The following is a 23595-nucleotide window of genomic DNA, read 5'->3' on the forward strand; positions in this document are numbered from 1 at the left end:
GGGTCTCTCTTTAACCGCACTTCATCACCCTACATGACGCAATTCTATGACAGAACGGTTTGTGCAGAACCTTGTCTTGTCTCTTTTGTCTCAGACGTAAGGGTCAAGGCCTTCCGGATAATTTTTCCGGAGACTGTGGTTGGTAGCCGTTCCACAAAACGAACCTCCCTGAGGCCGACCCATCGGCCAAGCGCCTGATGCACCTGACGGATAATCTTTTCAGCAGAAGGGGCTATATTAAAACCAGTATCCGGCACGACATAAGCGACCGGTCGTTCGCCTCTGAGGCCATCAGGAACCGCGATCACGGCACAACTATGAACACCAGCCTCCGTGGCAATGATTTTTTCAATCTGAACGCCTGAAATCCGCCGCCCCGCAACCTTGATAACATCATCAGAACGCCCCCGCATATGAATGACGTGGTCGTCGTCAATCATCCCTTCGTCAAAAGTCCGGTAATACTGGCCTGTTTCATCAAGATAGTTTGCCGGCGCACGGACAGCCCCGTCTTTCCACATCCCGGCCAGACAACCGGGCGGCAGCGGCAGGGATAAAACAATTTCTCCACAAGGTTCATCAGGCCGTGACCGCACAATCGCCGGGCGAAACCCCGGCGCTGGCCGTCCGATTTCGTTCATAAGTGAGGCTGGCTCCTGCTCCGGCAGGCCAAAGAAATGCGCGGTGATACTCCACCCGGTTTCAGTCTGCCACCAGTGGTTTACAACGGGTTTCTGGAAGTGGGACCGCGCCCAGTCCAGCAATGTCGGGTCCGCATACTCTCCGGCCACAAAGACGCGGGCCAGTGCTGGCAGGTTGGCGCATGAGAGATGGCGGCTTTCCTGCCGCATAAGCCGCATCTGCGTCGGTGTGGTGAACAGGCACCTCACCTCATGGTCATGGCAGAGAATGCGCATGGCGGAGGCAGACACACTGCCTTCCACAATGACGCTGGTGCAACCGCTGATCAGCGGAGCATAAACACCATAAGAATGACCCACCACCCACCCAAGGTCTGATGTGGTGAAAAAAGTCTCTCCGGCTTTGCAGCCATAAATCAGGTCCATGGACAAAGCGAGCGCTACGGCGTGGCCGCCATTGTCCCTGACAATCCCTTTCGATCGTCCGGTTGTTCCAGATGTATGCAGAATATAAAGTGGGTCCTGCGCCCTGAGCATGACGGGGGCTACAGGTGCCGCGCGTTCCAGCGCGTGAAAATCATGATCGCGCATTGGCAGAAGCACAGCCGGACAGGCATCACGTTGGACAATGATGCAGGCCTGCGGTCTGTGCGCCGCAATAGCAAGGGCTTCATGCAGAACTGGTGCCGAGGGGATCACAGTCTGTCGCTGAAAGCTGCAACTGGCGATAATGACAACCTTAGGCGTCACATCCTCAATCCGGCTGGCCAGTTCAGGCCCGGCATAACCAGCAAAGACGACCACATGGACCGCACCAATCCGTGCGCAGGCCAGCATGGCGACAACTGTCTCAATCATGCCCGGCATGGCGATCAGCACCCGGTCGCCTTTTCGCACCCCGAGTGAGCGCAGGCCACCGGCAAATCCGGCTACCCTGCTCTGAAGCATCCGGTAGGTGACGCTCTGGCGTTCCTTTGTGGCGCAGGAATGCCAGATCAGGGCCGCCTGCTCCCCTCGCCCGGCCTCAACATGCCGATCCACCGCATTATGGCAGGTGTTGAGCGTGGCATCAGGAAACCAGTCATGCCAGCCGTCCGCCCGTGCCCGGCATGCGCTCAGCGGGGCCTGCTCCCACGTAATGCGCCGGGCGGCCTTCAGCCAGAATGTTTCTGGCTGATCTGTCGCCGCAGCAGACATCGCGTCATATGTGGTCCATGGCAGCATGGCGGCGTCCTTCGCTCAGGCTACAGGCACATCTTTGCCGGTGATCTGGCTGGCCAGCCACGCGGCATCCCGTGAGATGCCGGAGAAGCGCCCCGATCCCCACGTGTGGAGCCAGGGAAGCCCAAGGAAGTAGAACCCCGGCGCATCCGTTACGCCCCGTCGCCAGACTGGCTTGGTGGCGCCGTTAAAGACCGGCACGTCAATCCAGCGGTAATCTGGCCGAAACCCAATGCACCAGATAATTGCCGTAATACCGGCGGCTTTCAGGTCCAGCGGCGTGTTACTGCCATCAGGCTGCCAGACCGGCACGTAAGGGGCTTCCTCCGGAGCATTGATACCTTCACGGGTGATATAGGCATCAATGGATTTTTTGATGTCGGCATTGGTTTTGTCGGCATCATCAAGATTTTCCGTCAGATCAGGTGCAAACTGCGCCACGTCGTCACGGATTGTCTTCAGCGTGCCATGCAGCCCAACGCCCTCTTTTGCAAAAAGACGCAGATCAAGGTCATGGCCGCCATTCCGGCCCGTTACGTAATGGTTGGTCTTGTCCCGTGCGCCATCTCGCAAGGGGTGCTTCTCCACCGTAAGGTCATAAAACTGCATGTCTGCAAGCCAGTCCACAACATCCCGCCCACGATAGAAGCGCGAGACGCGCGGCGCGGAGCCGACGCTCAGATGAACCTTGCGTTTTTCAAGGAACAGATCCTCGACAATCTGCGCACCGGACTGGCCGCTGCCCACCACCAGCACAGCACCGTCCGGAAGCTGTGCCGCATTCCGGTAATCCTGAGAGTGCACCTGATAAATGCTGGTATCAATCGCGCTGGCATAACCCGGAATCACGGCATCCTGATATGCGCCTGAGGCGATCACCACATGCTCCGCGTGCCATACGTCATTCCCCGCCACAACGCGATATCCTCCATTTTCATGGCGCGTAATGGAGGTTACCGCTGTGTGTTCACGCAAAGGAGGATTGAATGAGTCAACAAAGCCTTCGACGTATTCTATAATTTCCTGCTTCACCATAAAGCCATGCGGATCTTTTCCCGTGTAGGGATGGCCGGGGAGTGCGCACTGCCAGTTCGGTGTGACCAGACAGAAATTGTCCCAGCGTTCATCATCCCATGCATGGCATGCAGTTTTTGCTTCAAAAACGATGTGCTCTACCTTCTCGCGGCAGAGATACCAGCTCATTGAAAGACCGGCCTGCCCGCCACCTACGATGATAACGGGAATAGTTTTCTCAGTATGTGTCATGAGATTTCTCTTCGTTTCAGAGACTAAAAGACAGGATGCGCACCTGCGCACCGGATTGGTTGAGGAAAGCCGCAGACGCCTGCTGAATGGCATCACGCTGGCCCAGAGCGCGGCTGCACGCAAAGCCATACCGCGCGCGCACGCGTTCACTGGCTTCCGTCAGGGCTGTGTCGGCTTTTGCAAGAAACTCCCGGACTGAATAATCCTGACCGGGCGTGAAGTAGTCTCGTATGACCAGCGAGGGAGAATAACAGTCTGTCTCCCGTCCATCAGGCCAGCGCACACGAAAAATCATTTCGGGCATGGTTAGAAAACTCCTGAAGCTGGAGCAGCAGCGTGCTGTAATGCCGCCAGACGCAGGTATGCGGGCAGGTGTTTGCTGGCCACGTTCTGCCAGTCAAACCGACAGGCTGTAACTGGCCCGCTGACCTGAAAACGGGCCGCATTCCGGGCATTTAAGGCGTCATGCAGCGTGCAGATAAGACTCTCAGGCTGGTCTGGCTGGCACCAGAACGCCTCAAGTGTCCGCAGATGCTCCGTAAAAGGGGGTGCGGCCGGAACCACAACAGGTGTCCCGCAGGCCAGAGCCTCAAGCGGGCACAGGCCAAAGCCTTCTGTTTGTGAGGGATAGGCCAGAACCGCAGCCTGCCGATAGAACGCGGGCATATCGGCGTCCGCAACCGGGCCTGTGACAGTCACGGCATTTGCCAGACCCTGCCTCTGCACATGCTCATCAAAAAGGCTGCGATACGCAGAATGATCAAGTAAAGATGCGCCTCCTGCAATCACCAGATGCAGGTCCGGATAATTCGTCCGCAATGCATCAAAAGCCTGAAGCAGGACAAGCGTGTTTTTACGACGCTCCACCCCGCCGACCGAGAGCAGGAGGCGGCCATTTTGCGGAAGCCCATAACGGGCGCGGAGATCATGATCCTGCGGTCCCTCTTCCGGAGAGAAGCGGGCCAGATCAACGCCGTTCCCCACTACAGGGGCATGACGCCGGTATTCAGCAAACAGCGTCTCTTTCCAGATCTGGCTGACCGTAAAAAGCTCGGTCGCAGCCGTCAGGCCGCGCGTCTGACGGGCAGCAACACCCGTATGAGAAAAGCTGTCCAGATGATGCACCGTGCGGGCAAACCCCTGTATCCGTCCCTCTTCCACCAAGTCAGCCAGAGCGTTGGCGCTGATCGGGTCCTGAGCATGCAGTACATCAAAAGATGCCTCATGCCGCAGCGCATTTTTTATCTCGCCAATGCGCTGCTCGACCAGTGTTGGCAGGTCAGGCACATGCCTCGCAGGGATGTAGCGGGTAGCGCAGCGTGGTGTGCGAAAAAAGCCTGCGCCCGTCTCGTCCGGTGCAATCAGTGTGGCCTCATGCCCGGCATCGCACAGGGCTTCTGCCAGCGACATACCATGCACGACACCGCCACGCGGGTTGGTCGAATGCGTCAGAATACCAATGGAGAGTTTCATGGTGCACACCCCATAAGCGGCTTACGGGCCAGATCCCAGAAGGGCTCTGTCTCACCCTCCCATGTCACCTCCAGACGCTGGGTGGTGGTGCACTGGCCAATGACGGCGGTCGCAATGCCACGGGACCGGAAGCGGGCCATAAGCGCCTCGGTGTCCTCCGGTCGGGCTGTCAGCAGGTAGCCGTAACTGGGGAACGCGGATAGCCAGCGTTCCATAGGTGCATCCTCCGGGCGCGGAATATCATCAAGCGAGATGGTCATGCCCACGCCCGAACATTCAGCCAGCATCAGAGCTGTCCCGAGCAGTCCGGCCATGCTGATATCTTTTGCAGCACGGCTCAGCCCGTCTTCAGCTATACCGGGCAGAAGGTCCAGATCCCCCCGCAGCCGGGCCACGCCGTCCGTGCCGCACAGGGCGGAACTGGCATCCCAGAACGGATGCGGGTCGTGCCAGCGGCCACGCAGATCAATGACGGCAATCAGGACTTCACCCGGCTGTGCGTCAAAGCTGGTCAGCAGATGGCGGGCACGCCCCAGAACCGCGACGGAAAGCGAGTTATGGGTGCTGCGCATATTGGTATGCCCCCCCAAAACCGGCACGTTATAGGTGCGCGCGCCGTCATGCAGGCCGGTCAGGATGGTTCTGGCTGCCTCGGATGTCTCGCTCCACAGGGCATCGACAACGGCCACGGGCCGTCCGCCCATGGCGGCAATATCGCTGACATTGACCATCACGCCACAATAGCCCGCAAACCACGGCATGGCGCGGACGAAGCTGTCCTGAAAGCCCTCGCTGGCCAGCAGGAGATACCCGTCCCCATCCTCAATCGCGGCGCAGTCATCGCCAAGGCGAATGGCATTTCCCGCCTGCGGGCCGAGAATGGCGACGGCTTCCGCAATGTCCTGCTTGGCGGCAAGAGCGTGACTCTGCTGAAGGGCGTGCAACAACCGGGCTAATTTCCCTGCCATTACGCCACCTGTCTGGTGCGGGGTTGCGGGCGGAGCAGCCAGGTCTGGTCCTGACCATGTGCGGGATACCGTGCGAGATCCGCCTGCATGTCATGATGCGGCAGGCCGTGCAGCGTTATGACGCCAAGGCTTTTCCAGTGCAGACGCCGGAAGAACAGCACGTTTTGTTCCTGCACCTGCGCCAGAAAGCGCTGCGCCCCCAGACCATGCGCCGTGCTGACGGCCATGCGGATCAGTTCAGCACCGATCCGTCCGAGTTTACGATGCTCGGCATGCACGGCCAGACGGGAGCCACGCCACAGGCCCGGTTCCGCTTCATGGATACGGACTGCGCCGACAATCCGGTCGGGCATGCCTGCCATACAGCAGGCTGCAATAATGGGAATGGCGTCCTCATCAATCCCGTCCCGGTCGTCTTCTGCAAAAATCTTCTGTTCATGGCAGAAGACTTCACGGCGGAGCGCGTGATAACCGGCCCGTTCCCATGGTGTGCGGGCAAGGCGCACAACATATTCCGTGGGGATAAAAGGCCGGTCTTCCACGCCTTCAAGTACCCTGCTCATTGTTCATAGGCTGAGAGAGAGGAGCATGCGCCACACCGGCCGCACCCGGCCCGGATATCGGTGGATTTCATGTTTGCATCCCGCAGCATCCGTCCGAGAGGAGCGAGAACAGATTTCATGAAGTCTGCCGAAGGTGCTGCATGATTTTCCAGAGGCGTTCCGGAAATAGGGACAAACGGCACCACAAAGGGGTAGACCCCGAGCGCGATCAGCCGTTCCCCCAGCGCCAGAATGTCCTGGGCTGTATCACCCAGACCGGCCAGAATGTAGGTATTGACCTGCCCACGGCCAAAGATCGGCACGGCAGCAGCAAAAGCCTCCATGTAGCGATCAACGCTTACCGTGGCTTTGCCGGGCATAATTTTCTCACGCACGGCCTGCGTGGCGGCTTCAAGATGCATGCCAAGGCTGTCTGCACCGGCGTCCCGCAGCCGCTGGAACCAGCCATGATCACGTGGCGGTTCACACTGGACCTGAAGCGGCAGGTCCACAGCGGCCCGGATGGCGCGGGCGGACTCAGTCAGAACAGCAGCCCCGCGATCAATTACGTTCGGTGTGCCGGTTGTCAGCACCATATCGCGCACGCCGTCCAGTTCAACGGCGGCTTTCGCGACTTCCGCGAGTTGCGCCGGTGTTTTGTAAGCAATTGTCCGGTCTGCTTCCAGAGACTGACCAATGGCGCAAAACTGGCAGGAGGTGCGCCGGTCTGCATAACGGATACAGGTCTGGTGGACCGTGGTCGCCAGAGTATCCCGCCCGTGCAGCAGAGCAATCTTCCAGTATGGAATGCCATCGGCGGTTTTCAGCCCATAAAACCGTGGGGCAGCCGGGAAATGAATCGTCCCGAGCGTTTGCCCGTCCCGCAGCAACGTGCTGGCCCCGCTTTTGTCTGGCGCACTGGCCTGAAAAGGGGAACGACGTGCTCCGGAGGTATAAACCGGGACCATAACAGTCTGGCCGGCAATGGTGATTGTCTTGTGGTCTGAAGGACCTGCACCGCCCTTGCGGGAGATGCCGCCTGTTGCCTCGCCAATCTGCAAGCCGAGAGATTGCAGATCAGTCACCAGTTTACGCCCGGAAAGAGTGCCGAGTGTGGGAACAGTCATGGTGCCATCTCCTCGTTGGGGGCCGAGAAAGGCCCCTCTTCACCCGCGTAATGGACAGTGCGGGCCGGACGCCGGTCCTGAAGCAGGCTGAGCAGTTCCGGCCGGGCGTAATGCCCCACGCTGTCCATCATCCGTTTGCGTTTGGTGATCAGCGCGAAGTCGAGATCGGCAATGACCATCCCTTCCCCTTCCGTCAGAGGCGGGGCCAGAAACTTGCCCTCTGGCGAGACAATGGCTGTAAAGCACCCGCCGCGCAGAGGTCCTTCCAGTGCCGGGTCGCGCGCAATCTCCTTGATCTGCTCGTCCGTGAGCCACCCTGTGGCGTTGACGACAAAGCAACCGGATTCCAGCGCGTGGTGACGGATTGTGACGTCCATCTGATCAGCAAAAATCTGACCAACCAGTGAGCCGGGAAACTGGGCGCAGTGGATTTCCTCATGCTGGGTCATCAGTGCATAGCGGGCGAGCGGATTATAGTGTTCCCAGCATGCCAGTGCACCGATGCGGCCAGCGGCACTCTGCACAACCTTGAGTCCGGCTCCATCGCCCTGCCCCCAGACCATCCGCTCATGATAGGTTGGGGTAATCTTGCGGCGCTTGAGCAGGATCTCGCCGGTTGCATCAAAAATGATCTGCGTGTTGTAGAGCGTACCAAAATCACGCTCATTCACACCCAGCACGACAACCATGCCGGTATCCCGTGCGGCTTCCGCGACCATATCAGTCACCGGGCCGGGGATGATAACGGCGCGCTCATAGAGTTCCAGATGCTCGCCACCAAACCGGAAGGCTGGCTGGATAAAGGAAAAATAGGGGTAATATGGCACAAAAGTTTCAGGAAAGACCGCCAGCGTCACGCCTTTTTCCGCGGCATCGCGGATGGCCTGACAGACTTTCCGTGCTGTGCCCAGACCATCGTCTCCAAGGACGGGGCTGATCTGGATCGCTGCGGCGCGAACAATACGTGACATGCCGACGGTCCTCCCTTCCGCTCTCAGAGAGTCCAGGTGTTAAGGATAAAGGCGTTGTCACGGCGGGCCAGCAGAATAATATCGAGCACATCCTGCGGGTTAATGGGGGTAATGCCGGGGATCAGATTCTGTTCGCCGTAGCCATAAAGTGCCTGAAGTGCGAAGCGGCAGGCATAAACTTTTCCGCCTTCTTCAAGGATTTTTGCAATCTGCTTGTTGCAGTTCATATGGCCCGGAAACGCTTCATCTCCCAGACGCGGAAAGCCGCGCTGCACACCAAGGGTCACACCCGGCCCATAGAGCAGGACAGAGGTTTCAAAACCCTTGCGGATCAGGCGTGTGGCCTGAAGCAGATTAACAAACCCGACTGAACCTTCATTCGCGACGGTATGAAAAGTGATAAGGGCTTTTTCGCCGGGCTGGGCTTTGACGTCCTCGAAAACCTTGTTTTCATAATTGACGAAGCAGTCACCATCTTTATGCGGTGTGTGTTCAACTGTCGGCATAATATTTCTCCCGTGTGCAACCGTCTCCGGTAAGGAGGCCGGTTGAGCGTGTCGCCGGGGGAAACCTGACACGGGATCAGGAGAAGATAAAATATTGTATGTTTCTTTAAAGGGGTACAATTAAATCAAACCAGAAAATCGTCTGGTTTTTATCAGAGACAGCAGCATACAAAAATATTCATGAATCCATACAATGCCATCTCGTGGTGATAAACTCTTGTTTTACAGATGTTTTTTAATCACACATTCGTGAACAGAAGCGTTTTTTGTTTTTTCGATGCGCTGGTTATTCCCATAGAATCAAAGCTCTTTCGCGCCTCTGAAGACGCTACGGCGTCAGACAATATCCGTGAATCCGGGGGACCGTTTATGCTGTAAAATGGAGAGAACGCCGTGCAGGGATTCTTCAAGACTTGCTGCATCCGGCGCACTTCCCAGAGCAATCCGCGCCCGCTGGGGTGGTTCTCCACTGATCGTGAAAACGGTGCTCGGCACAAGAGCAAGGCCACGCCTGCGGGCATAAGCAACAAAATCCGCACTTCCCCACCAGTCTGGCAGCTTTAGCCAGACATGCGGTCCGTCCGGATTCATACAATGGCCTTCCCCCAGCACCTTGCGTGCAATGGATTGCCTCAGCCGCAGTTCCTTCTGGATGGCATGCAGGACTGTCTCTGCCTGCCCTGTCTGCATCCATCGCGCTGTAAGGGCACTGAGCAGTCCGGCATTGGTCAGGGCAATTGCCCGTATGGCAGCGGTTACACGCCGGGTCATGTCCGCACTGGGGAGTGCGACGTAGGCTGTCCGCAGGCCGGGGCTAAGCGTTTTGGCAAGGGTGGCAATGTAACTGACGCGGCTATGGTCCAGCGCCGCCAGGGCTGGCAGCGGATTTTCCATCAGCAGACTGTAAGGGTCGTCCTCGGTAATGTGCAGGTGGTGGCGCTGAGCAACCTTAAGGATATCTTTCCGCCGCTGCAGGGACATTGTAGCGGTGGTGGGGTTATGGATTGTCGGGATACAATAGAGCAGTCTGGGGTGATGCTCCGCACATACCCGGTCCAGATCATCAGGCATCATGCCTTCACGGTCACTATCGACCCCGACCAGAATAAGCCCGAACTGCGCTGCAACGGTTCGTATCCCGGGGTATGCGATGCGATCCGTAACAATCACGTCCCCCGGCTGCGTATAGGTGCTGACAACCGCTGCCAGAGCACTCTGCGCACCGGGAGAGATAAGAATTTCATCCGTTCGCCGCTGGCCGATAACAGGGGCAATCCACTTCGCGCCAAGCTGCCGCTCTTCCAGCGTCCCGCCCGTGACGCGGTAAGACATCAGGCTGTTCAGATCCTGCTGTTTGAGGATGGCTGTAATATCGTTCTGGATCATCCGCTGTAAGGACGGATCTTTAGGGATAGGGGGCAGGTTCATGGTCAGATCGACCACAGCGGGCCCGGTGTGACGCCAGTGGCTTTCCCCGGCCCCTACGCGCACAAACGTGCCTCGCCCCACTGTCGCATCAATCAGGCCGCGCCGTCTGGCCTCGGTCAATGCACGGGTTACGGTTGTGAGATTGGCCCCAAGATACTCCGCAATCATTCGCTGCGGCGGCAGCCTGTCCCCTTCCCTCAGGTCGCCTTTACGAATGGAGAGCGCCAGAGCATCCGCCAGCGTCAGATAGATCGCATTCGGGCTGCTGTTAATCTCGTCTTTCCATTGAGCCAGATAAGCGTAACCAGACATGCCGCCAGACTTCCATACATTTTATATCGTCAGTCTCAGACCATACCATACAATGGTAGCATTTTTTATCGGCTAATCTTACACGCTCTGTAATGTCATACAGTGCGCCGCAACTGGACCGCATCGCTATAGCGGGAAGTCCCTCTGGTCCTAAGGAGCATGGTACGCAAAAGACCTCTTTTGATCTGGCTGTGTGGGTTTACCGTTCTGACACGGCCCTTATAGTCTGGCTGTATGCCAATATGCTGTGTCTGAGACTGAGAAACTCAGAAACAGATACCAAGTGTGCATCCGCCCGATGGTTCAGGGGCCGCTACAATGGACCATGCCAGTGACAGGCAGGCTAATGAGACAACAACCCCGATAAACAAAATAAAAAACCTCATATTTTTATCCTTATTCGTAAGAAAAGAAGCCATTTGTTATGGTTAAAACACGGCTCTCATAAAAGAGCAGAGACTAAGCCGACATAAGGTTTTCGACAAAATCGGCAAATAGTCTGGCTTTTGCGGTCTTCATGCGCCCGGAAGGAAAGACCGCCCATAAATCAATAGACGGTAGAGACCACGCTTCCAGAACACGGACAACAGTGCCTGCTTCAAGTTCCGGCGCAAACATCCAGTCCGATGCGATACTCAGCCCCATATCTGCCAGAACCGCTGCTCTGAGCCCCTCTGCCGCGCTGACCTTAAGCCTTCCGCTGACAGAAACCGAGAGTGCAGCGCCGTTCTGGGTGAAGGACCAGACACTCGGTAACTGGCTGTAGATAATGGCATCATGGTTTGTCAGATCTGCCGGAGTGCGTGGGAGCCCTGCCCGCTCAAGGTATGTCGGAGTGGCAAGAACCGAGCGGGAGCCCGTCGCAATTTTCCGGGCGATTGCAGTAGAATCTGCCAGTGTGCCCATGCGTATGGAAACATCAATTCCTTCGGCAACAAGGTCGATCAGCCGGTCATCCAGAATAATCTCAACATTCAGGTGAGGATGCGCGGCCATAAACCGGGGCAGTTTTGGAATAATATGCAGTCTTGCAAATGTCGTTGCCGCTGAAACACGCAGACGGCCTGACAAACCGGCCCCGGCACCTCTGGCGGCCAGTTCCGCCTCGTCGACTTCCTGAATGGCGTTACGCGCCCGTTCATAAAAATTCTGTCCTGCTTCGGTGGGTGTCAGGCCATGTGTAGAACGGACAATCAGGCTGACCTGAAGATGCGCCTCAAGCTGCGCAATGGTTTTGGACACAGCCGGCTGGCCCACACCAAGCTGACGCGCTGCCGCCGAAAAAGACCCTGTCTCCACCACGCGTATAAAGGTGGCCATCGCCTGATAACGGTCCATCACATTCCTCCGGGGAATAACCCTTATCGCCCCAACCTGTCTGCCCTGTCGAGGCCGGAAGAGGCATCTGGAGTGCATCACCTCTCTTACAAGGACATCATCATGCCCCTTCAGGCAAAACTCGACGCGTTCAGGGCCGACTTCGAGGCTGGGAAGCCGCCCTATAATGTCCCCGCCTCCGTTGTTACGGTGATGCACCGGGCAACCGCTGAGCTGATTTCCTCCGGTGTTGCGGAAAAAACCCTCAAAGCGGGCGATACGGCTCCTTCCTTCACCCTGAATGACCCGGACGGTCATCCGGTCTCATCCGCCGCTCTGCTGGAAAAAGGCCCGCTGGTCATCAGCTTCTATCGCGGCGTGTGGTGCCCCTATTGCAACATGGAGCTGCAGGCGCTCCAGCAGGCATGGCCCGCTTTCCGCGGGCTTGGTGCAAATCTGATAGCCATCTCACCGCAGACGGCCGTGAACAGCCGGAAGTCCGTCCGTCAGAACCATCTTGACTTCCCCATTCTGTCAGACACGCATAACGACGTTGCAGCCAAGTTCGGCCTGCGGTTCGCTCTGCCCGACTACCTCGTGGAACTCTACAAAAGCCTTAAGAACGATCTGCCCTCTTTTAATGGTGACGGGAGCTGGACGCTGCCAATGCCGGGCCGCTTCGTTATCGGTCAGGATGGTGTGATCCTCTATGCCGAGGTCAACCCGGATTATACCCGCAGGCCAGAACCAGAAGACATGATTCCGGCTCTTCAGAAAGCAGCCCGACTTACAAACGGATCCTGAACGTCGTGCTCCAGGGGCTTTCAGGCTCTGGAGCCTCGACCCCCAGGGAACCGCCATGGCCCAGAACAATCTGCCGCGCCAGACTGAGGCCAACCCCGTTTCCATTCTCTTTAAACGAAACAAAGGGGTGGAAAATCTCTTCATGTAAGGACGGGTCAAGGCCCGTCCCGTTATCCCTGACAAGGATGGCCGCAGCACCATCCGTAACCTCAGCAACAAGCTGGACCGAGGGTGAAGGCAGGCCGGCACACGCTTCTGCCGCGTTGTTGAGAAGGTTAAGCAGAGCCTGCTCAATCTGCGCTTTATCCACTCTGATCAGAACCCGTGTGGAGGGAAGGCAAACGTCCAGCGGGACGCCAGCGCCCCATCGGGCCTGAAAGAGGGTTTGCGTCTCACGCAGAAGCACCTCAAGCGCAACCGGGGCCAGATCCGGGGGAGGCAGACGCGCAAGTTCGCGGTAACCTCTTATAAATTTATCCAGACCTTCTGCCCGTCTCCGCAGAGTGGTCAGGGCTTCACGGATAAGAGGGGAGGATGCGGTCTTATCCGCCTCTGTAAACAATTCTTCCGCTGTGACGGACAGGGAGACAATAGGCGTGAGAGAGTTCATAATCTCATGACTCAAAATCTGAAGCAGATCCCGCAGAGCCTGTGCTTCCGCCGCTTGCAGGCCAGCTTCCACGTCCGTCAGTGCCAGATACTCAACAATCCCCCCAACGCCGGCCCCCTGCCCGACTGAGAGCGCATACATCCGCAACCTGCTCTCGGCGGAAGAGTGCAGACGTATCATCCGTCCTTCAGAATACACACGTTTTTCATGCAGGGCCGCAAGCAATTCACCCGGTGGATTGATCAGGCGATCTTCCGTTTTAAACAGCCTGCGTGCCGCGCGGTTTGCCGCGTGCAATGTGCCGTCCACGCTGCGGTACAACAACGGCACGGGCGCATGGTCCAGCAGGGCACGGTTGCGCAGTTTTTCACGGTCAGTCGGGGTCACAACAGAGGGCTCACTGCGCTGCATCCGCCGAGCCAGATCAACCTGCGTCGCAACCAGAGACACAATGCACCCTGCCCCAATGCACACCATAAGAGAGGCCGTGGCGTAAAGCCCCCGTTGCCAGACAGGCGTGAGCAGCAGACACACGGCGACAAGCCCCATCAGCCTGAGCAGGGTGGCCGAAGCCGTATGGAATTTAAAGCCCATAGCGGGCCATGCGCCGGTAGAGTGCCGGGCGTGTCAGACCCAGTTCTCTGGCGGCCTGAGTCACGTTAAAACTGTGCCGGCGCAGTGCGGCCTCAACCAGTGATTTTTCCGTATCGCGCAGGGTTTGCGGTTCAGAGGTCTGGTTTGCAGCCTTGTTTGCTGAGACCTGCCATTCTCCCATAATCACCACACGTTCTATTGCGGCCCGCAGTTCCCGCACGTTCTGGGGCCATGTCTCTGCCTGCAGGGCCGCAATGCGGCCCGTGTCACATTCGGGTTCAGGCAATCCGTGGCGCGCGGAAAAATAATGCAGAAAGTGGCTGGCTAAAGCAGCAATATCTTCCGGTCGCTCCCGCAAGGGTGGGAGTGCCAGCCTTACCATGCCCAGATGCAGCATCAGCTTGGGCTGGAGATGTGCGCTCAGTGCCGCAGGGTCCAGTGAGGTCAGAGCGATCACGCGCGGCGGTGCGCTCCCGTCAAGCCGGTCTGTCAGGCGGCGCTGTAGGGTTGGAGAGAGCGATTCGATCTCGCGGCATATCCACACACCGCCCTCTTCTGGTAAATCGTCACAGTCTTCCACGCTAAAACTTATTACAGGCCCCGCCTCTTGAGAAAGAGCGTGAATACGCCGTGCAAGAAGCATTTTCCCAACCCCGGACGGGCCGGAAACAAGAACACATGCACGGGTTGGGGCAATCCGGTCTGCCTCAGTTACGATCCGCTTTATAGCCTCGGACGCCGTGATCAGAACGGGTTCTGCGTCAGAACCATGATTGCGACCACGTTTTTCGAGAACACTCGTGACAAGACTGACCAGCCTGTCATTATTCCAGGGCTTCATGACAAAATCGGTCGCACCTGTCCGCATGGCCTCAACCGCTATGCTCACCCCGCTATGACCGGTAACGACAAGCACAGGTAAATCCCGCCGCAGTACCAGCATATCTTTCAGTAAAGCCAGTCCTTCCGCACCGCTGCGTGCGCCTTTGCTGTAGTTAAGGTCCAGCAGAACAAGATCAACAGGATGAGACGCCAGCAGCGTCAGGGCTTCCGTCGCATCATAGGCAGACAATATTTTAATCCCCCGCCGCTGGAACAGCAGACGGGCCGCAACCTGAATATCGCGGTCATCATCCACAAACAGCAGGCACGGCAGATCTACGTCGTGAGACGTATCGGTCTCGCTGAGTTCGTTCCGAAATGTCGTCATTATTCTGTTGACAGCTCCCTGAAAGGTGTCCGCTTCCGGACAGTCCGTTCATTTCCGAACAGACATATGAACGACCACAAAAATATCCTTTATTTTTCAATAGGATATAATTTTATGATTCTACGATACACTGTTTTTTAAGAGGAGAAACAGTGTATGCGTCACCCGGTTTCAGGCAACGTGGAAACATCAGAAAAACCCAAGTCCCTGTCCGGTTCCGGCATGGACCGCGCGGTTGTTCCATCCGCGAGAAAGGTCTTTCTGCGTCGCGCCGTGCGCTATGGCAGCCCCGTTGCAGTTGTCCTGCTTATCTGGGCTGGATGGTACCTTGCCCCCGCCTCCGGCTCCTTGTCCGTCAGGCGTGACCAGATTTCCATTGCCACGGTGCAGTCTGCACCTTTTCTCGACTATCTGCCGCTAAGAGCCACCGTAGCCCCCCTGCACGTTACGTTCATCAATGCCGTGCAAGGAGGCGAGGTCACAGAGGCAGTGGCGAAAGATGGTGCTCTGGTCAAAAAAGACGATGTTCTCGCCGGTCTGAGCAACCCGCAGCTTCAGTTGGATGTGACCTCGCGCGAGGCCTCAATTGCCAGTCAGCTTGGCGCAGTCAGTGCACAGCGCCTCACTTTGCAGCAAACCCGCACCACTGAAGAAACCCAGCTTGCTGAAGCCCGCTACAATCTTCTCAAAGCGCGGCACGAACTCTCCATTCGTGAACAGCTCCGGCAGCAGGGCTTTGAATCCGATGCCAACGTCCAGTCTTATAGTGATGAGGCAGAGTATTATGCCCAGCGCCTCAAACGGCTGGATGCTGCACGCGCTCAGGATCTTCAGGTCGCAGACCGGCAGGAGAAAGAAATTGATCAGGAAGGCCAGCGCCTCCGCTCCAATCTTGAAGTGGTTGAAAGCAGCCTTGGCGCTCTGACCCTTCGTGCCCCTCTGGATGGTCGCCTGACCAATTTTGACCTCCAGCCCGGCCAGTCTCTCAAAGCCGGAGACAGGATCGGGCAGATCGATAGTGAAGGCCAGTATCGTCTTGATGCCGATATTGATGAATTTTATCTGGGTCGCGTCGCAACCGGGGAGCGCGCACAGGCGGATATCGGGGATGTGAAAATTCCCCTCACCGTGACGCGCGTCCACCCTCAGGTCACCAATGGTCAGTTTCGTGCGGAACTGACATTTGACACGCCCCCGCCACCGGGCCTGAGGCGCGGCGAAAGCATTGATATCCGCATCACGCTGGGGGAGACGCACAGGGCGCTGGTTCTGCCCAATGGTGCGTGGCTTGAAGCCAGCGGCGGGTCTTCAGCGTTTGTCGTCGCGGGGAATGGCGGAAGTGCGGACCGCGTGACAATCACTTCCGGACGCCGCAACCCCGAGCAGGCAGAAATTACGGGCGGCCTGCATGCGGGGGATCAGGTGATCATCTCCTCTTACAATTCCTATAAAAATTTCAACCATCTCTCCATCCACTAAGCGACAGGACTTACAGGCATGCTCATTCATCTCTCCCGTATCCAGCGCCTCTATCGCTCTGACGAAGTGGAGACAACAGCCCTGCACGATATCGAACTGGACATCGCGCAGGGAGAATTTCTCGCCATTATGGGCCCATCAGGGTGCGGCAAATCCACCCTGCTCAATATTCTGGGCACAATTGACCGGCCCACGGCAGGCTCCTATCGTTTTGGCGATGAAGAACTGACAAAACTCAACGAGACTGCGCTTGCACGCTTCCGTCGGGAAAATCTTGGCTATATTTTCCAGAGTTTCAATCTGATTGATGAACTGACGATTGAAGAAAATATCGAGCTGGCCCTTATCTATCGGAATATCCCCAAACCGGAGCGCCGGCAGCGGGTTGCGCAGGCTATGGACCGTGTCGGGATTGCCCACCGCGCCAGACATTATCCCTCCCAGCTTTCAGGCGGCCAGCAGCAGCGCGCCGCCATTGCCCGCGCCATTGTAGGGGAACCACGCCTGATTCTGGCTGACGAACCAACCGGCAACCTTGATACCGAAAATGGCACACAGGTGATGGATATTCTCCAGACCCTGAATGATGAGGGCGCCACGATCATCATGGTCACACACTCCCCCAGCCATGCGGATCTGGCCAGACGGCGGGTTGATATGCTGGACGGGCAGATTGTCATTTCCGTGCGTAATGCCATCTGAAAGAGACAGAAATGATTGCAGCCATTCTCAGAAGTGTCGGTCGTCAGGCGCGGCGTCATCCCCTGTATGTTGGTCTGAATGTTTTCGGTCTGGCTTTAGGGATTGGGGTTTTCCTGACCCTCGCTCTCGTTGTGCGCTTTGAATACAGTTTTAATACTGGTTTTGCGGATGCGGACCGGCTGGCACGTATGGATGAACACTGGTCCGAGCCGGGCACAACGCCTTATGAAAGTGCTGATGTCAGCTTCAGAGCATTACCATTTTTAAAACAGGATTTTTCGGAAATTGAGGACGGTGTAACATTTACCGCAACTAATCTGAATGTTCAGAAAAACGGGCAGTTCACACATTTTTTTGGCCGCATGACAGATCCCGAATTTTTCCGGATGTTCTCGCTCCGGCTTTTGCAGGGCAATCCTGATACGGCACTTACGCGGCCTGATGGTCTTGTTCTCACCCGGCAGGCCGCAATGACGGTGTTTGGCAAGTTTGATGTTCTGGGGAAAACGGTAGAAATCAACCGAATTGGGCAGAAAAACACGTATATCGTGACAGGTGTTCTGGGTGACGTTCCCTCCCCCGGCCTGCTGGATAACGTGGATATGCTCCTGCCAGTCCCTCCGCAAGACCGGGTGACGCGCTCCTGTTTCCTTTTCTGGGGCAGTAGTTGCGGAGAAATTCTGCTTAAATTCCATAAACACGATGATATTTCTGCCGTAAACGCGCGCCTTTCTGATTTTGTGCTGCACCGGGCATCGGGCACGGCGGAAGACCAGATTTCCATTGGGGCGAATGGAAAAAGAGTCTACGCGCTCTCCGTTATTCCTCTGAAGGAAACACATTTTCATGACTCACAGGTCGAGGATACCGACAATAGCGCGGAACAATACGTTATTGACGGCATTGGTCTGATTGGTCTGCTTGCCCTTATTCTTGGATGCGCCAATACCGTTAACCTCGCCACCGCCCGTGCCGGGCTGAGAGCAAAGGAAGTTGCTCTCCGCAAGACACTCGGTGCTTCCCGTTTCATGCTGTTTACCCAGTTCATGGGGGAGGCCATGGTTTTTTCCTGCATTGCGGGCCTGAGCGGGCTGGCGCTTTGTGAGATATGTGTCCCGGCTATTGCCAGCGTGACAGGGGAAGCCGTCCGTATTGATTATTATTTTATAGCACTCCTGCTTCCGCTCGTTATCCTTGGGAGCGGTCTGGCGTCCGGACTTTATCCCTCATTGATTTTGTCAGGCTATAATCCCGCTGCTATTCTGGCTGCCGCCCGCATGCCAGCAGGGGGGCGCAAAGCAACTATGCTGCGGAACGTGCTGGTTGTGGCGCAGTTTTCCGTCGCAATCTGCATCGTGATCTGCACACTGGTGATTGACCGGCAAACCAGTTTTCTGCGGCATGCCAGCCGGGGTTACATCCAGTCTGGCCTGCTGATCGGCCAGCAGATGCACTCGAAAGATATCGAGGTGCAACGGCACATGCTGGATACGTTGCAATCCCTCCCTAACGTCACCTCTGTGACGTTAGGTGAACTCCAGCCCAATCCACATTCTCTCACCCGCACAGGTTTTTTTTATGAGAGTCCTGCGGGACGGGTTGACGTGCAGATGGAGCGAGATCGCGTCTCAGCAGGTTACAGAGAAACCTACCAGCCCCGCCTGCTGGCCGGACGCTGGTTTGATGCCACACACGGGCAGGATGATGGCCCCTCCAACGCTGAGTTTAAAAGCGGGAACGGCAACTGGAATGTTATCATCAACAGCAAGGCCTCTCTGTCCTTTGGCTTTAAAAACCCTGATGAGGCTTTAGGGAAAATTATCAGGGAAGGCGCGAAGCACTTCACGATTATTGGTGTTATTGACGATATCCGTTTCGGTTCCCCGCGTGAAACTGTCTCTCCGGAAATTCTGTTCTTTTCCTCCCTGCAACGCACCCCGTTTGATGATCCTGTCCCGGCTGTTCGTTTCTCCGGTGTTGCTCCCGTTGTGATGTCTGAGCGGCTTGACCGAACATGGCGGACACTCCTGCCTGATATCCCCAGCCATTTTTCCCCGGCAAATAAGCTGATGGAAGAATTTTACGCCGGAGACGAACAACGTGAGCACCTGTTTACTCTTGGCGCTGTTGCCGCATTGCTGATTGCCTGCCTTGGGCTTTACGGTCTGGCGGCCTTTGCGGCCGCACGCCGGGTGCATGAAATTGGTATTCGTAAAACACTGGGAGCCACCTCCGGGCAGACGCTGGCCTTGTTGCTGGCGGATTTTCTGAAGCCGGTTCTGCTGGCCTGTCTTCTGGCCTGTCCGGCCGCGTGGTTGCTCATGCGGCAATGGCTGAGCGGATTTGATGAACGTATTTCTCTCTCCCCGGCCCTTTTCCTCTTTGCCGTGGCCGGAGCGTCACTGATCGCAACCTGCACAGTTCTGGGTCAGACCCTGCATCTCGCACGGGCTGAACCAGCACGCGCCCTCAGAGCGGAGTAACGCCTATGTCCCGCGTTCTTGCATGCTTTGCCTTCGCACTTTCCCCCTGTGTCGCGCACGCCCAGAGCCTTCAGGAGGCTCTGGCACACGCCTACCACAGCAACCCGGCCCTTCTTGGAGAGCAGGCTAATCAGCGTGCCGTTACTGAAAACTCGGTGCAGGCACGGTCTGGCTGGAGGCCAACCGTCTCTGTCAACATGGATGCCAATTACCAGCAGGGCCCGTATACCAACGCGTTTGCTCTGGGCAGCTATACATCAAACTATGCGGAAGGATATGTTGCGGCCAAGCAGACGCTTTACTCCTTTGGCCACACGGCTAATCAGGTTAAGGCCGCGGATGCCCGCTCCCATGCCGCAGGGCACGCCTTGCGTCTGACGGAAGCGCAGGTATTCACAAATGTTATCACCGCCTACATGAACGTATTACGGGACCGTTCGATAAAAGACATCCGACAGGCGGATCTGAGCATGCTCCAGAGGCAGGTGCAACTAACGACCTCCCGCTACAACCTTGGGGGGGCGCCCTCCGAGCAGGTGACCAGAACGGACGTGGAACAGGCCGAAACACGCCGCCAGTCAGCAGAGGTGGCTCTGACGCAGGCCCGCGCCACTCTTGCAGCCTCCGAGGCACAGTTTCGGGCCGTTATTGGGGAAGACCCCACTCATCTGGTCATGCCAGCAGCCCTGCCCGGCCTGCCGTCCAGCATGCCTCAGGCCATGAAAACCGCCATTCAGTCCAACCCTCAGCTTGCCCAGATGCGCGAGACAAAAAGTGCAACACAGGCGGACGTTGAGACAGCCCGCTCACAATGGGGGCCGCAAATTCAGGTTCAGGGCACGTTTGGCACCATCGGGCCGGGCGCACCCTTCCGCGGGCGGGAGTATGGGGAGCAGGTGACAGGAACAGTCTCCCTGGTTCAGCCTATTTACAATGGCGGCCTCTACAATTCCCAGATCAGACAGGCCCGCGATAAAGATGAACAGGCCCACCAGAACGTGGAACAGGCCCGCCGCTCCGCTCTGCAGGATGTGGTGACATACTGGAATGCTGTGGAGAACGGTCTGCAAGCCATAAGAGCCGGTCAGGCGGAAGTCCGCTCTGGTGAGACAACCTTAAAAGGCTATCAGCTTGAATATGGCTATGGCCTGCGCAGCACGACGGACGTGCTCTATGCGGATCAGAATCTGCGGTCCGCACAGGTGGAACTGGCCACCAGCCAGCATGACACCATTGTTGCGCAAGCTCAGCTTCTGGCGGCTATCGGGCATTTGCAGGCACAGGATCTGATACCAAACGTTCATTCCTATGATGCCGAAGCTCAGTTGCGGCACGCCCGCACGCGTGACTGGGAGCCCCTTCAGGCGCCTCTGGCCGCACTCGACCGCGTTGGCTGGTAAGGGACAGGAGAACCGCAATGCTGACCGGAATTCTGACCCCGACGTTCCGCACCCTATCGCGCCACCGGCTTTATACGCTGATCAACCTGATCGGGCTTGCACTCGGCATCGCTGTGTTTCTCATCATGATGCTCATTGTCCGATACGAAACGACTTATGATTCCTATATTCCACACGCAGCAAGCCTGTATCAGGTGGATGAACTGCTCAAACCGGCAGGACATTCGGCTTATGAAAATGATGCCGTCAGTTTCGTCAGTTTTCCGTTCCTGAAACAGGACTTCCCTGAAATCAGCCACGCCATACGTCTTCTAAGCATTCCGCAGGCCGTTCGTGCGGGCGAGATACTGGGGCGTGAGACCGTCACCATGACGGATCAGGATTTCCTGTCAGTCTTCGACCTGCCTCTCCTGTCCGGTGACAAAGCCACAGCACTGGACGCGCCGGGAAAGGTTATTATTTCTGCAAGCCTCGCCCGGAAATATTTTGGCACAGTGGACGCTGTGGGCCGTAAAATTCGTATTGATAATCACGAGGACGGTATTATTTCCGCAATTATGGCCGACATGCCCTCAAACTCGACTGAAACTTTTAATATTATTACACTTTTCCCAAGTAAATTTTTCACAACATCGCCTTATACGCTTCCCTTTAAAAACTGGGGCAGCACGTGGGGGCATATCTATCTCCGTATTGAGAATGCCGATGCTGTTCCCCGTATCCGGCAAGAGTTAATGGCGTATCCTGCCCGGCATCCGGGCACGTATTCCCCGCGCGGAATCCAGACTATGTTTGGAACAGGCGGATTAATTTTAATACCGCTGAAAGATATTCATTTTCATAACGCCCGTATTGGCGAGGGAGGGACTAGCCGTCAGCTTGTCGATATTCTGGCTCTGGTCGGGCTTGCGGCGCTTGCCACAGCGCTGGTCAATTATATTAACATGGCAACAGCCCGTGCAGGTTTACGCGCAAAAGACGTGGCTATGCGTAAGGTGCTTGGGGCATCACGCCTCTCCCTTGTGATCAGGTTTATGTCGGAAGCTGTTTTTCTGACATGCGGCGCGGCTCTGCTGGCTCTGGCGCTGGCCGAGTTTGCTCTGCAATGGGTCAATGCCTTCGGCGGGTGGCAGATTTCTTACAACTGGTCTTTTATACTCCCTGTGGCCGGGAGTATTGCCCTTCTCTCCGGCGCGGCTGCGGGCCTCTATCCGTCCTTTGTCCTTTCTGCCTTCCGCCCCGTGGATGTTCTGTCCGCAAGCAGAATGCCCGGTGGCGGGCGGCTTGACCGCACAGTCAGAAATGCACTGGTGACGTTACAATTCACGTTTGCAAGCCTTCTGGCTACCTGCACCCTTGTCATGGCCCAGCAGGCCCGCTTCGTACAGGCTCTTGACCGTGGCATGACAAACCACGGGCTTATCGTGATTGATGCGCTCAGTGATGATACGCTGAAAAACCGGCAGGCCGCCATCATCACACGGCTTGCCGAGGTACCGGGCGTCACGGTTGCAACACGCTCGGACCTCTACCCCCACCATATGTCAGACAGTGATGACTGGAAACGCCCCGGTCAGAACACCGCTTTCAGCCTCCAGTGGGGTTATGCAACGCCGAGATATTTTGACACACTTGGGGCCAGTCTTGTTGCAGGACGCATGTTTGATGAAGAGCATGGGCAAGACTACGCCCAGACAAACGCGACGTCAGACAGCGCAAAGAATGTCGTCATTTCACGTCTGGCTGCAAAACGCTTTGGCTTCTCATCGCCCGAAATGGCACTCGGGCAGGACATTCAAGAGGCTCAGGCTACTGACAACATCATAAAATATCGCATTATCGGCGTTATTGAAGATATTCGCCTTGGAGGGATACAAAGCCCGATCCGTCCTCTGCTCTTTTTTGGCACAAAAGCGCCAATTGATTATGTGGCCGGTATTGTACGCTACCAGGGCGCAAGCGGACAGATCGAAATGAGCCGCCTGCGCAAAGTATGGGAGGAAGTCGTGCCGGATGTGCCGTTCTCCGCCCGGGATGTGTCAGATATTCTGGCTGAGGATTACCGGTCTGACGCAAACCACAGTGCGCTTTTCAGTATAGGGTCCCTTGTGGCTGTCGCGATTGCCTGTCTCGGTCTTTACGGTCTATCTGCATTTACGGTCACGCGTAGAATGCAGGAAATCAGTATCCGCAAAGTTCTGGGCGCGTGCTCAGGGGATATTTTGCGCCTTCTTATCGGCCAGTTTCTTCGCCCGATCATGTTTGCCACGGTCATTGCGTGGCCTGTGGCGTGGATGCTGATGCAGACATGGCTCTCAAAATTTGATCAGAGAATTTCTCTCACACCGGTCCCGTTTATGCTTGTAACCCTCCTGACTCTTTGTGTCGCAGCAGCCGCCATTTTCAGTCAGGCCTGGCGGGCAGCACGCCGCCCACCGGCGGCAGGCCTCCGTCAAATCCTCTGAAAGACGTCTTAATATAACGCCTCTGCTTCCGCTCTTCTGCTCTGCATACCGCGTCCTCCCTGAAGAAACGGCGTGC

19 protein-coding genes are annotated in these 23595 nt (G+C 56.7%); 6 read left to right on the forward strand and 13 right to left on the reverse strand.

Annotated features, from left to right (window positions below; translation table 11 throughout):
* Window positions 1–44 precede the first annotated feature (44 nt).
* The 11 genes from JK199_RS06365 to JK199_RS06415 form a co-directional block, all read right to left on the reverse strand.
* Window positions 45–1865: an AMP-binding protein gene (locus JK199_RS06365; protein ID WP_212374607.1), complete on the reverse strand. Its 1821-nt coding sequence runs from the start codon at window positions 1863–1865 to the stop codon at window positions 45–47.
* A 15-nt stretch (window positions 1866–1880) separates the two neighbouring features.
* Window positions 1881–3128 (reverse strand): MSMEG_0569 family flavin-dependent oxidoreductase, encoded by a 1248-nt coding sequence (locus JK199_RS06370; RefSeq protein WP_212374609.1) that lies wholly within the window; start codon window positions 3126–3128, stop codon window positions 1881–1883.
* Window positions 3129–3144: 16 nt separating this feature from the next.
* On the reverse strand, window positions 3145–3432 hold the full coding sequence (locus tag JK199_RS06375; RefSeq protein WP_212374611.1) for an MSMEG_0570 family nitrogen starvation response protein: 288 nt from the start codon (window positions 3430–3432) through the stop codon (window positions 3145–3147).
* 2 nt (window positions 3433–3434) lie between these two features.
* On the reverse strand, window positions 3435–4601 hold the full coding sequence (locus JK199_RS06380; protein WP_212374613.1) for an MSMEG_0565 family glycosyltransferase: 1167 nt from the start codon (window positions 4599–4601) through the stop codon (window positions 3435–3437).
* A complete protein-coding gene (locus JK199_RS06385) occupies window positions 4598–5569 on the reverse strand; it encodes a sll0787 family AIR synthase-like protein (RefSeq protein ID WP_212374615.1) in 972 nt (323 codons plus the stop codon). The genes JK199_RS06380 and JK199_RS06385 overlap by 4 nt, the downstream gene beginning before the upstream one ends.
* Entirely contained in the window at window positions 5569–6132 is a 564-nt protein-coding gene (locus tag JK199_RS06390) for an MSMEG_0567/Sll0786 family nitrogen starvation N-acetyltransferase (protein ID WP_212374617.1), read from the reverse strand. The genes JK199_RS06385 and JK199_RS06390 overlap by 1 nt, the downstream gene beginning before the upstream one ends.
* Window positions 6129–7238, reverse strand: a complete 1110-nt coding sequence (locus JK199_RS06395; RefSeq protein ID WP_212374618.1) for an MSMEG_0568 family radical SAM protein — start codon at window positions 7236–7238, stop codon at window positions 6129–6131. Before JK199_RS06395 ends, JK199_RS06390 begins: the two co-directional genes overlap by 4 nt.
* On the reverse strand, window positions 7235–8209 hold the full coding sequence (locus tag JK199_RS06400) for a Nit6803 family nitrilase (RefSeq protein ID WP_212374619.1): 975 nt from the start codon (window positions 8207–8209) through the stop codon (window positions 7235–7237). The genes JK199_RS06395 and JK199_RS06400 overlap by 4 nt, the downstream gene beginning before the upstream one ends.
* A gap of 23 nt (window positions 8210–8232) precedes the next feature.
* The gene (locus tag JK199_RS06405; RefSeq protein ID WP_077929872.1) at window positions 8233–8715 is read right to left on the reverse strand and encodes an MSMEG_0572/Sll0783 family nitrogen starvation response protein; all 483 of its coding nucleotides are present in this window, start codon (window positions 8713–8715) and stop codon (window positions 8233–8235) included.
* A 336-nt stretch (window positions 8716–9051) separates the two neighbouring features.
* Window positions 9052–10455: an aminotransferase-like domain-containing protein gene (locus tag JK199_RS06410; protein WP_212374621.1), complete on the reverse strand. Its 1404-nt coding sequence runs from the start codon at window positions 10453–10455 to the stop codon at window positions 9052–9054.
* Between the two features lie 459 nt (window positions 10456–10914).
* On the reverse strand, window positions 10915–11793 hold the full coding sequence (locus tag JK199_RS06415) for a LysR family transcriptional regulator (protein ID WP_212374623.1): 879 nt from the start codon (window positions 11791–11793) through the stop codon (window positions 10915–10917).
* A gap of 102 nt (window positions 11794–11895) precedes the next feature.
* Here JK199_RS06415 and JK199_RS06420 point away from each other — a divergent pair, with 102 nt between their 5' ends.
* A complete protein-coding gene (locus JK199_RS06420; protein ID WP_212374625.1) occupies window positions 11896–12576 on the forward strand; it encodes a peroxiredoxin-like family protein in 681 nt (226 codons plus the stop codon).
* Here the strand turns inward: JK199_RS06420 and JK199_RS06425 are convergent.
* Entirely contained in the window at window positions 12560–13780 is a 1221-nt protein-coding gene (locus JK199_RS06425; protein ID WP_212374627.1) for a sensor histidine kinase, read from the reverse strand. The genes JK199_RS06420 and JK199_RS06425 overlap by 17 nt on opposite strands.
* Window positions 13770–14990, reverse strand: a complete 1221-nt coding sequence (locus JK199_RS06430) for a sigma-54-dependent transcriptional regulator (protein WP_212374629.1) — start codon at window positions 14988–14990, stop codon at window positions 13770–13772. Before JK199_RS06430 ends, JK199_RS06425 begins: the two co-directional genes overlap by 11 nt.
* A 156-nt stretch (window positions 14991–15146) precedes the next feature.
* Here JK199_RS06430 and JK199_RS06435 point away from each other — a divergent pair, with 156 nt between their 5' ends.
* The 5 genes from JK199_RS06435 to JK199_RS06455 are packed head-to-tail and all read left to right on the forward strand — an operon-like array spanning window position 15147 to window position 23519.
* Window positions 15147–16469, forward strand: a complete 1323-nt coding sequence (locus JK199_RS06435) for an efflux RND transporter periplasmic adaptor subunit (RefSeq protein WP_244984925.1) — start codon at window positions 15147–15149, stop codon at window positions 16467–16469.
* Window positions 16470–16487: 18 nt separating this feature from the next.
* Window positions 16488–17171, forward strand: a complete 684-nt coding sequence (locus tag JK199_RS06440) for an ABC transporter ATP-binding protein (RefSeq protein ID WP_077929868.1) — start codon at window positions 16488–16490, stop codon at window positions 17169–17171.
* Window positions 17172–17182: 11 nt separating this feature from the next.
* Window positions 17183–19654 carry an ABC transporter permease gene (locus JK199_RS06445; protein WP_212374631.1) on the forward strand — a complete coding sequence of 824 codons (2472 nt, stop codon included), beginning with the start codon at window positions 17183–17185 and terminating at the stop codon, window positions 19652–19654.
* A gap of 5 nt (window positions 19655–19659) precedes the next feature.
* On the forward strand, window positions 19660–21054 hold the full coding sequence (locus tag JK199_RS06450; protein ID WP_212374633.1) for a TolC family outer membrane protein: 1395 nt from the start codon (window positions 19660–19662) through the stop codon (window positions 21052–21054).
* A 17-nt stretch (window positions 21055–21071) separates the two neighbouring features.
* The gene (locus JK199_RS06455) at window positions 21072–23519 is read left to right on the forward strand and encodes an ABC transporter permease (RefSeq protein ID WP_212374635.1); all 2448 of its coding nucleotides are present in this window, start codon (window positions 21072–21074) and stop codon (window positions 23517–23519) included.
* Window positions 23520–23595: the final 76 nt, after the last annotated feature.

Origin of the sequence: Acetobacter persici (assembly GCF_018256955.1) — a bacterium.
Classification (GTDB): Bacteria; Pseudomonadota; Alphaproteobacteria; order Acetobacterales; family Acetobacteraceae; genus Acetobacter; species Acetobacter persici.

What these genes read in the sequence shown, in the direction of transcription:
- JK199_RS06400 (WP_212374619.1), bottom strand. Translation starts at nt 8,209, where the DNA reads ATGTCACGTATTGTTCGCGCCGCAGCGATCCAGATCAGCCCCGTCCTT.
- JK199_RS06440 (WP_077929868.1), top strand. Translation starts at nt 16,488, where the DNA reads ATGCTCATTCATCTCTCCCGTATCCAGCGCCTCTATCGCTCTGACGAA.
- JK199_RS06425 (WP_212374627.1), bottom strand. Translation starts at nt 13,780, where the DNA reads ATGGGCTTTAAATTCCATACGGCTTCGGCCACCCTGCTCAGGCTGATG.
- JK199_RS06395 (WP_212374618.1), bottom strand. Translation starts at nt 7,238, where the DNA reads ATGACTGTTCCCACACTCGGCACTCTTTCCGGGCGTAAACTGGTGACT.
- JK199_RS06410 (WP_212374621.1), bottom strand. Translation starts at nt 10,455, where the DNA reads ATGTCTGGTTACGCTTATCTGGCTCAATGGAAAGACGAGATTAACAGC.
- JK199_RS06455 (WP_212374635.1), top strand. Translation starts at nt 21,072, where the DNA reads ATGCTGACCGGAATTCTGACCCCGACGTTCCGCACCCTATCGCGCCAC.
- JK199_RS06375 (WP_212374611.1), bottom strand. Translation starts at nt 3,432, where the DNA reads ATGCCCGAAATGATTTTTCGTGTGCGCTGGCCTGATGGACGGGAGACA.
- JK199_RS06430 (WP_212374629.1), bottom strand. Translation starts at nt 14,990, where the DNA reads ATGACGACATTTCGGAACGAACTCAGCGAGACCGATACGTCTCACGAC.
- JK199_RS06435 (WP_244984925.1), top strand. Translation starts at nt 15,147, where the DNA reads ATGCGTCACCCGGTTTCAGGCAACGTGGAAACATCAGAAAAACCCAAG.
- JK199_RS06420 (WP_212374625.1), top strand. Translation starts at nt 11,896, where the DNA reads ATGCCCCTTCAGGCAAAACTCGACGCGTTCAGGGCCGACTTCGAGGCT.
- JK199_RS06380 (WP_212374613.1), bottom strand. Translation starts at nt 4,601, where the DNA reads ATGAAACTCTCCATTGGTATTCTGACGCATTCGACCAACCCGCGTGGC.
- JK199_RS06405 (WP_077929872.1), bottom strand. Translation starts at nt 8,715, where the DNA reads ATGCCGACAGTTGAACACACACCGCATAAAGATGGTGACTGCTTCGTC.
- JK199_RS06365 (WP_212374607.1), bottom strand. Translation starts at nt 1,865, where the DNA reads ATGCTGCCATGGACCACATATGACGCGATGTCTGCTGCGGCGACAGAT.
- JK199_RS06415 (WP_212374623.1), bottom strand. Translation starts at nt 11,793, where the DNA reads ATGGACCGTTATCAGGCGATGGCCACCTTTATACGCGTGGTGGAGACA.
- JK199_RS06370 (WP_212374609.1), bottom strand. Translation starts at nt 3,128, where the DNA reads ATGACACATACTGAGAAAACTATTCCCGTTATCATCGTAGGTGGCGGG.
- JK199_RS06450 (WP_212374633.1), top strand. Translation starts at nt 19,660, where the DNA reads ATGTCCCGCGTTCTTGCATGCTTTGCCTTCGCACTTTCCCCCTGTGTC.
- JK199_RS06390 (WP_212374617.1), bottom strand. Translation starts at nt 6,132, where the DNA reads ATGAGCAGGGTACTTGAAGGCGTGGAAGACCGGCCTTTTATCCCCACG.
- JK199_RS06385 (WP_212374615.1), bottom strand. Translation starts at nt 5,569, where the DNA reads ATGGCAGGGAAATTAGCCCGGTTGTTGCACGCCCTTCAGCAGAGTCAC.
- JK199_RS06445 (WP_212374631.1), top strand. Translation starts at nt 17,183, where the DNA reads ATGATTGCAGCCATTCTCAGAAGTGTCGGTCGTCAGGCGCGGCGTCAT.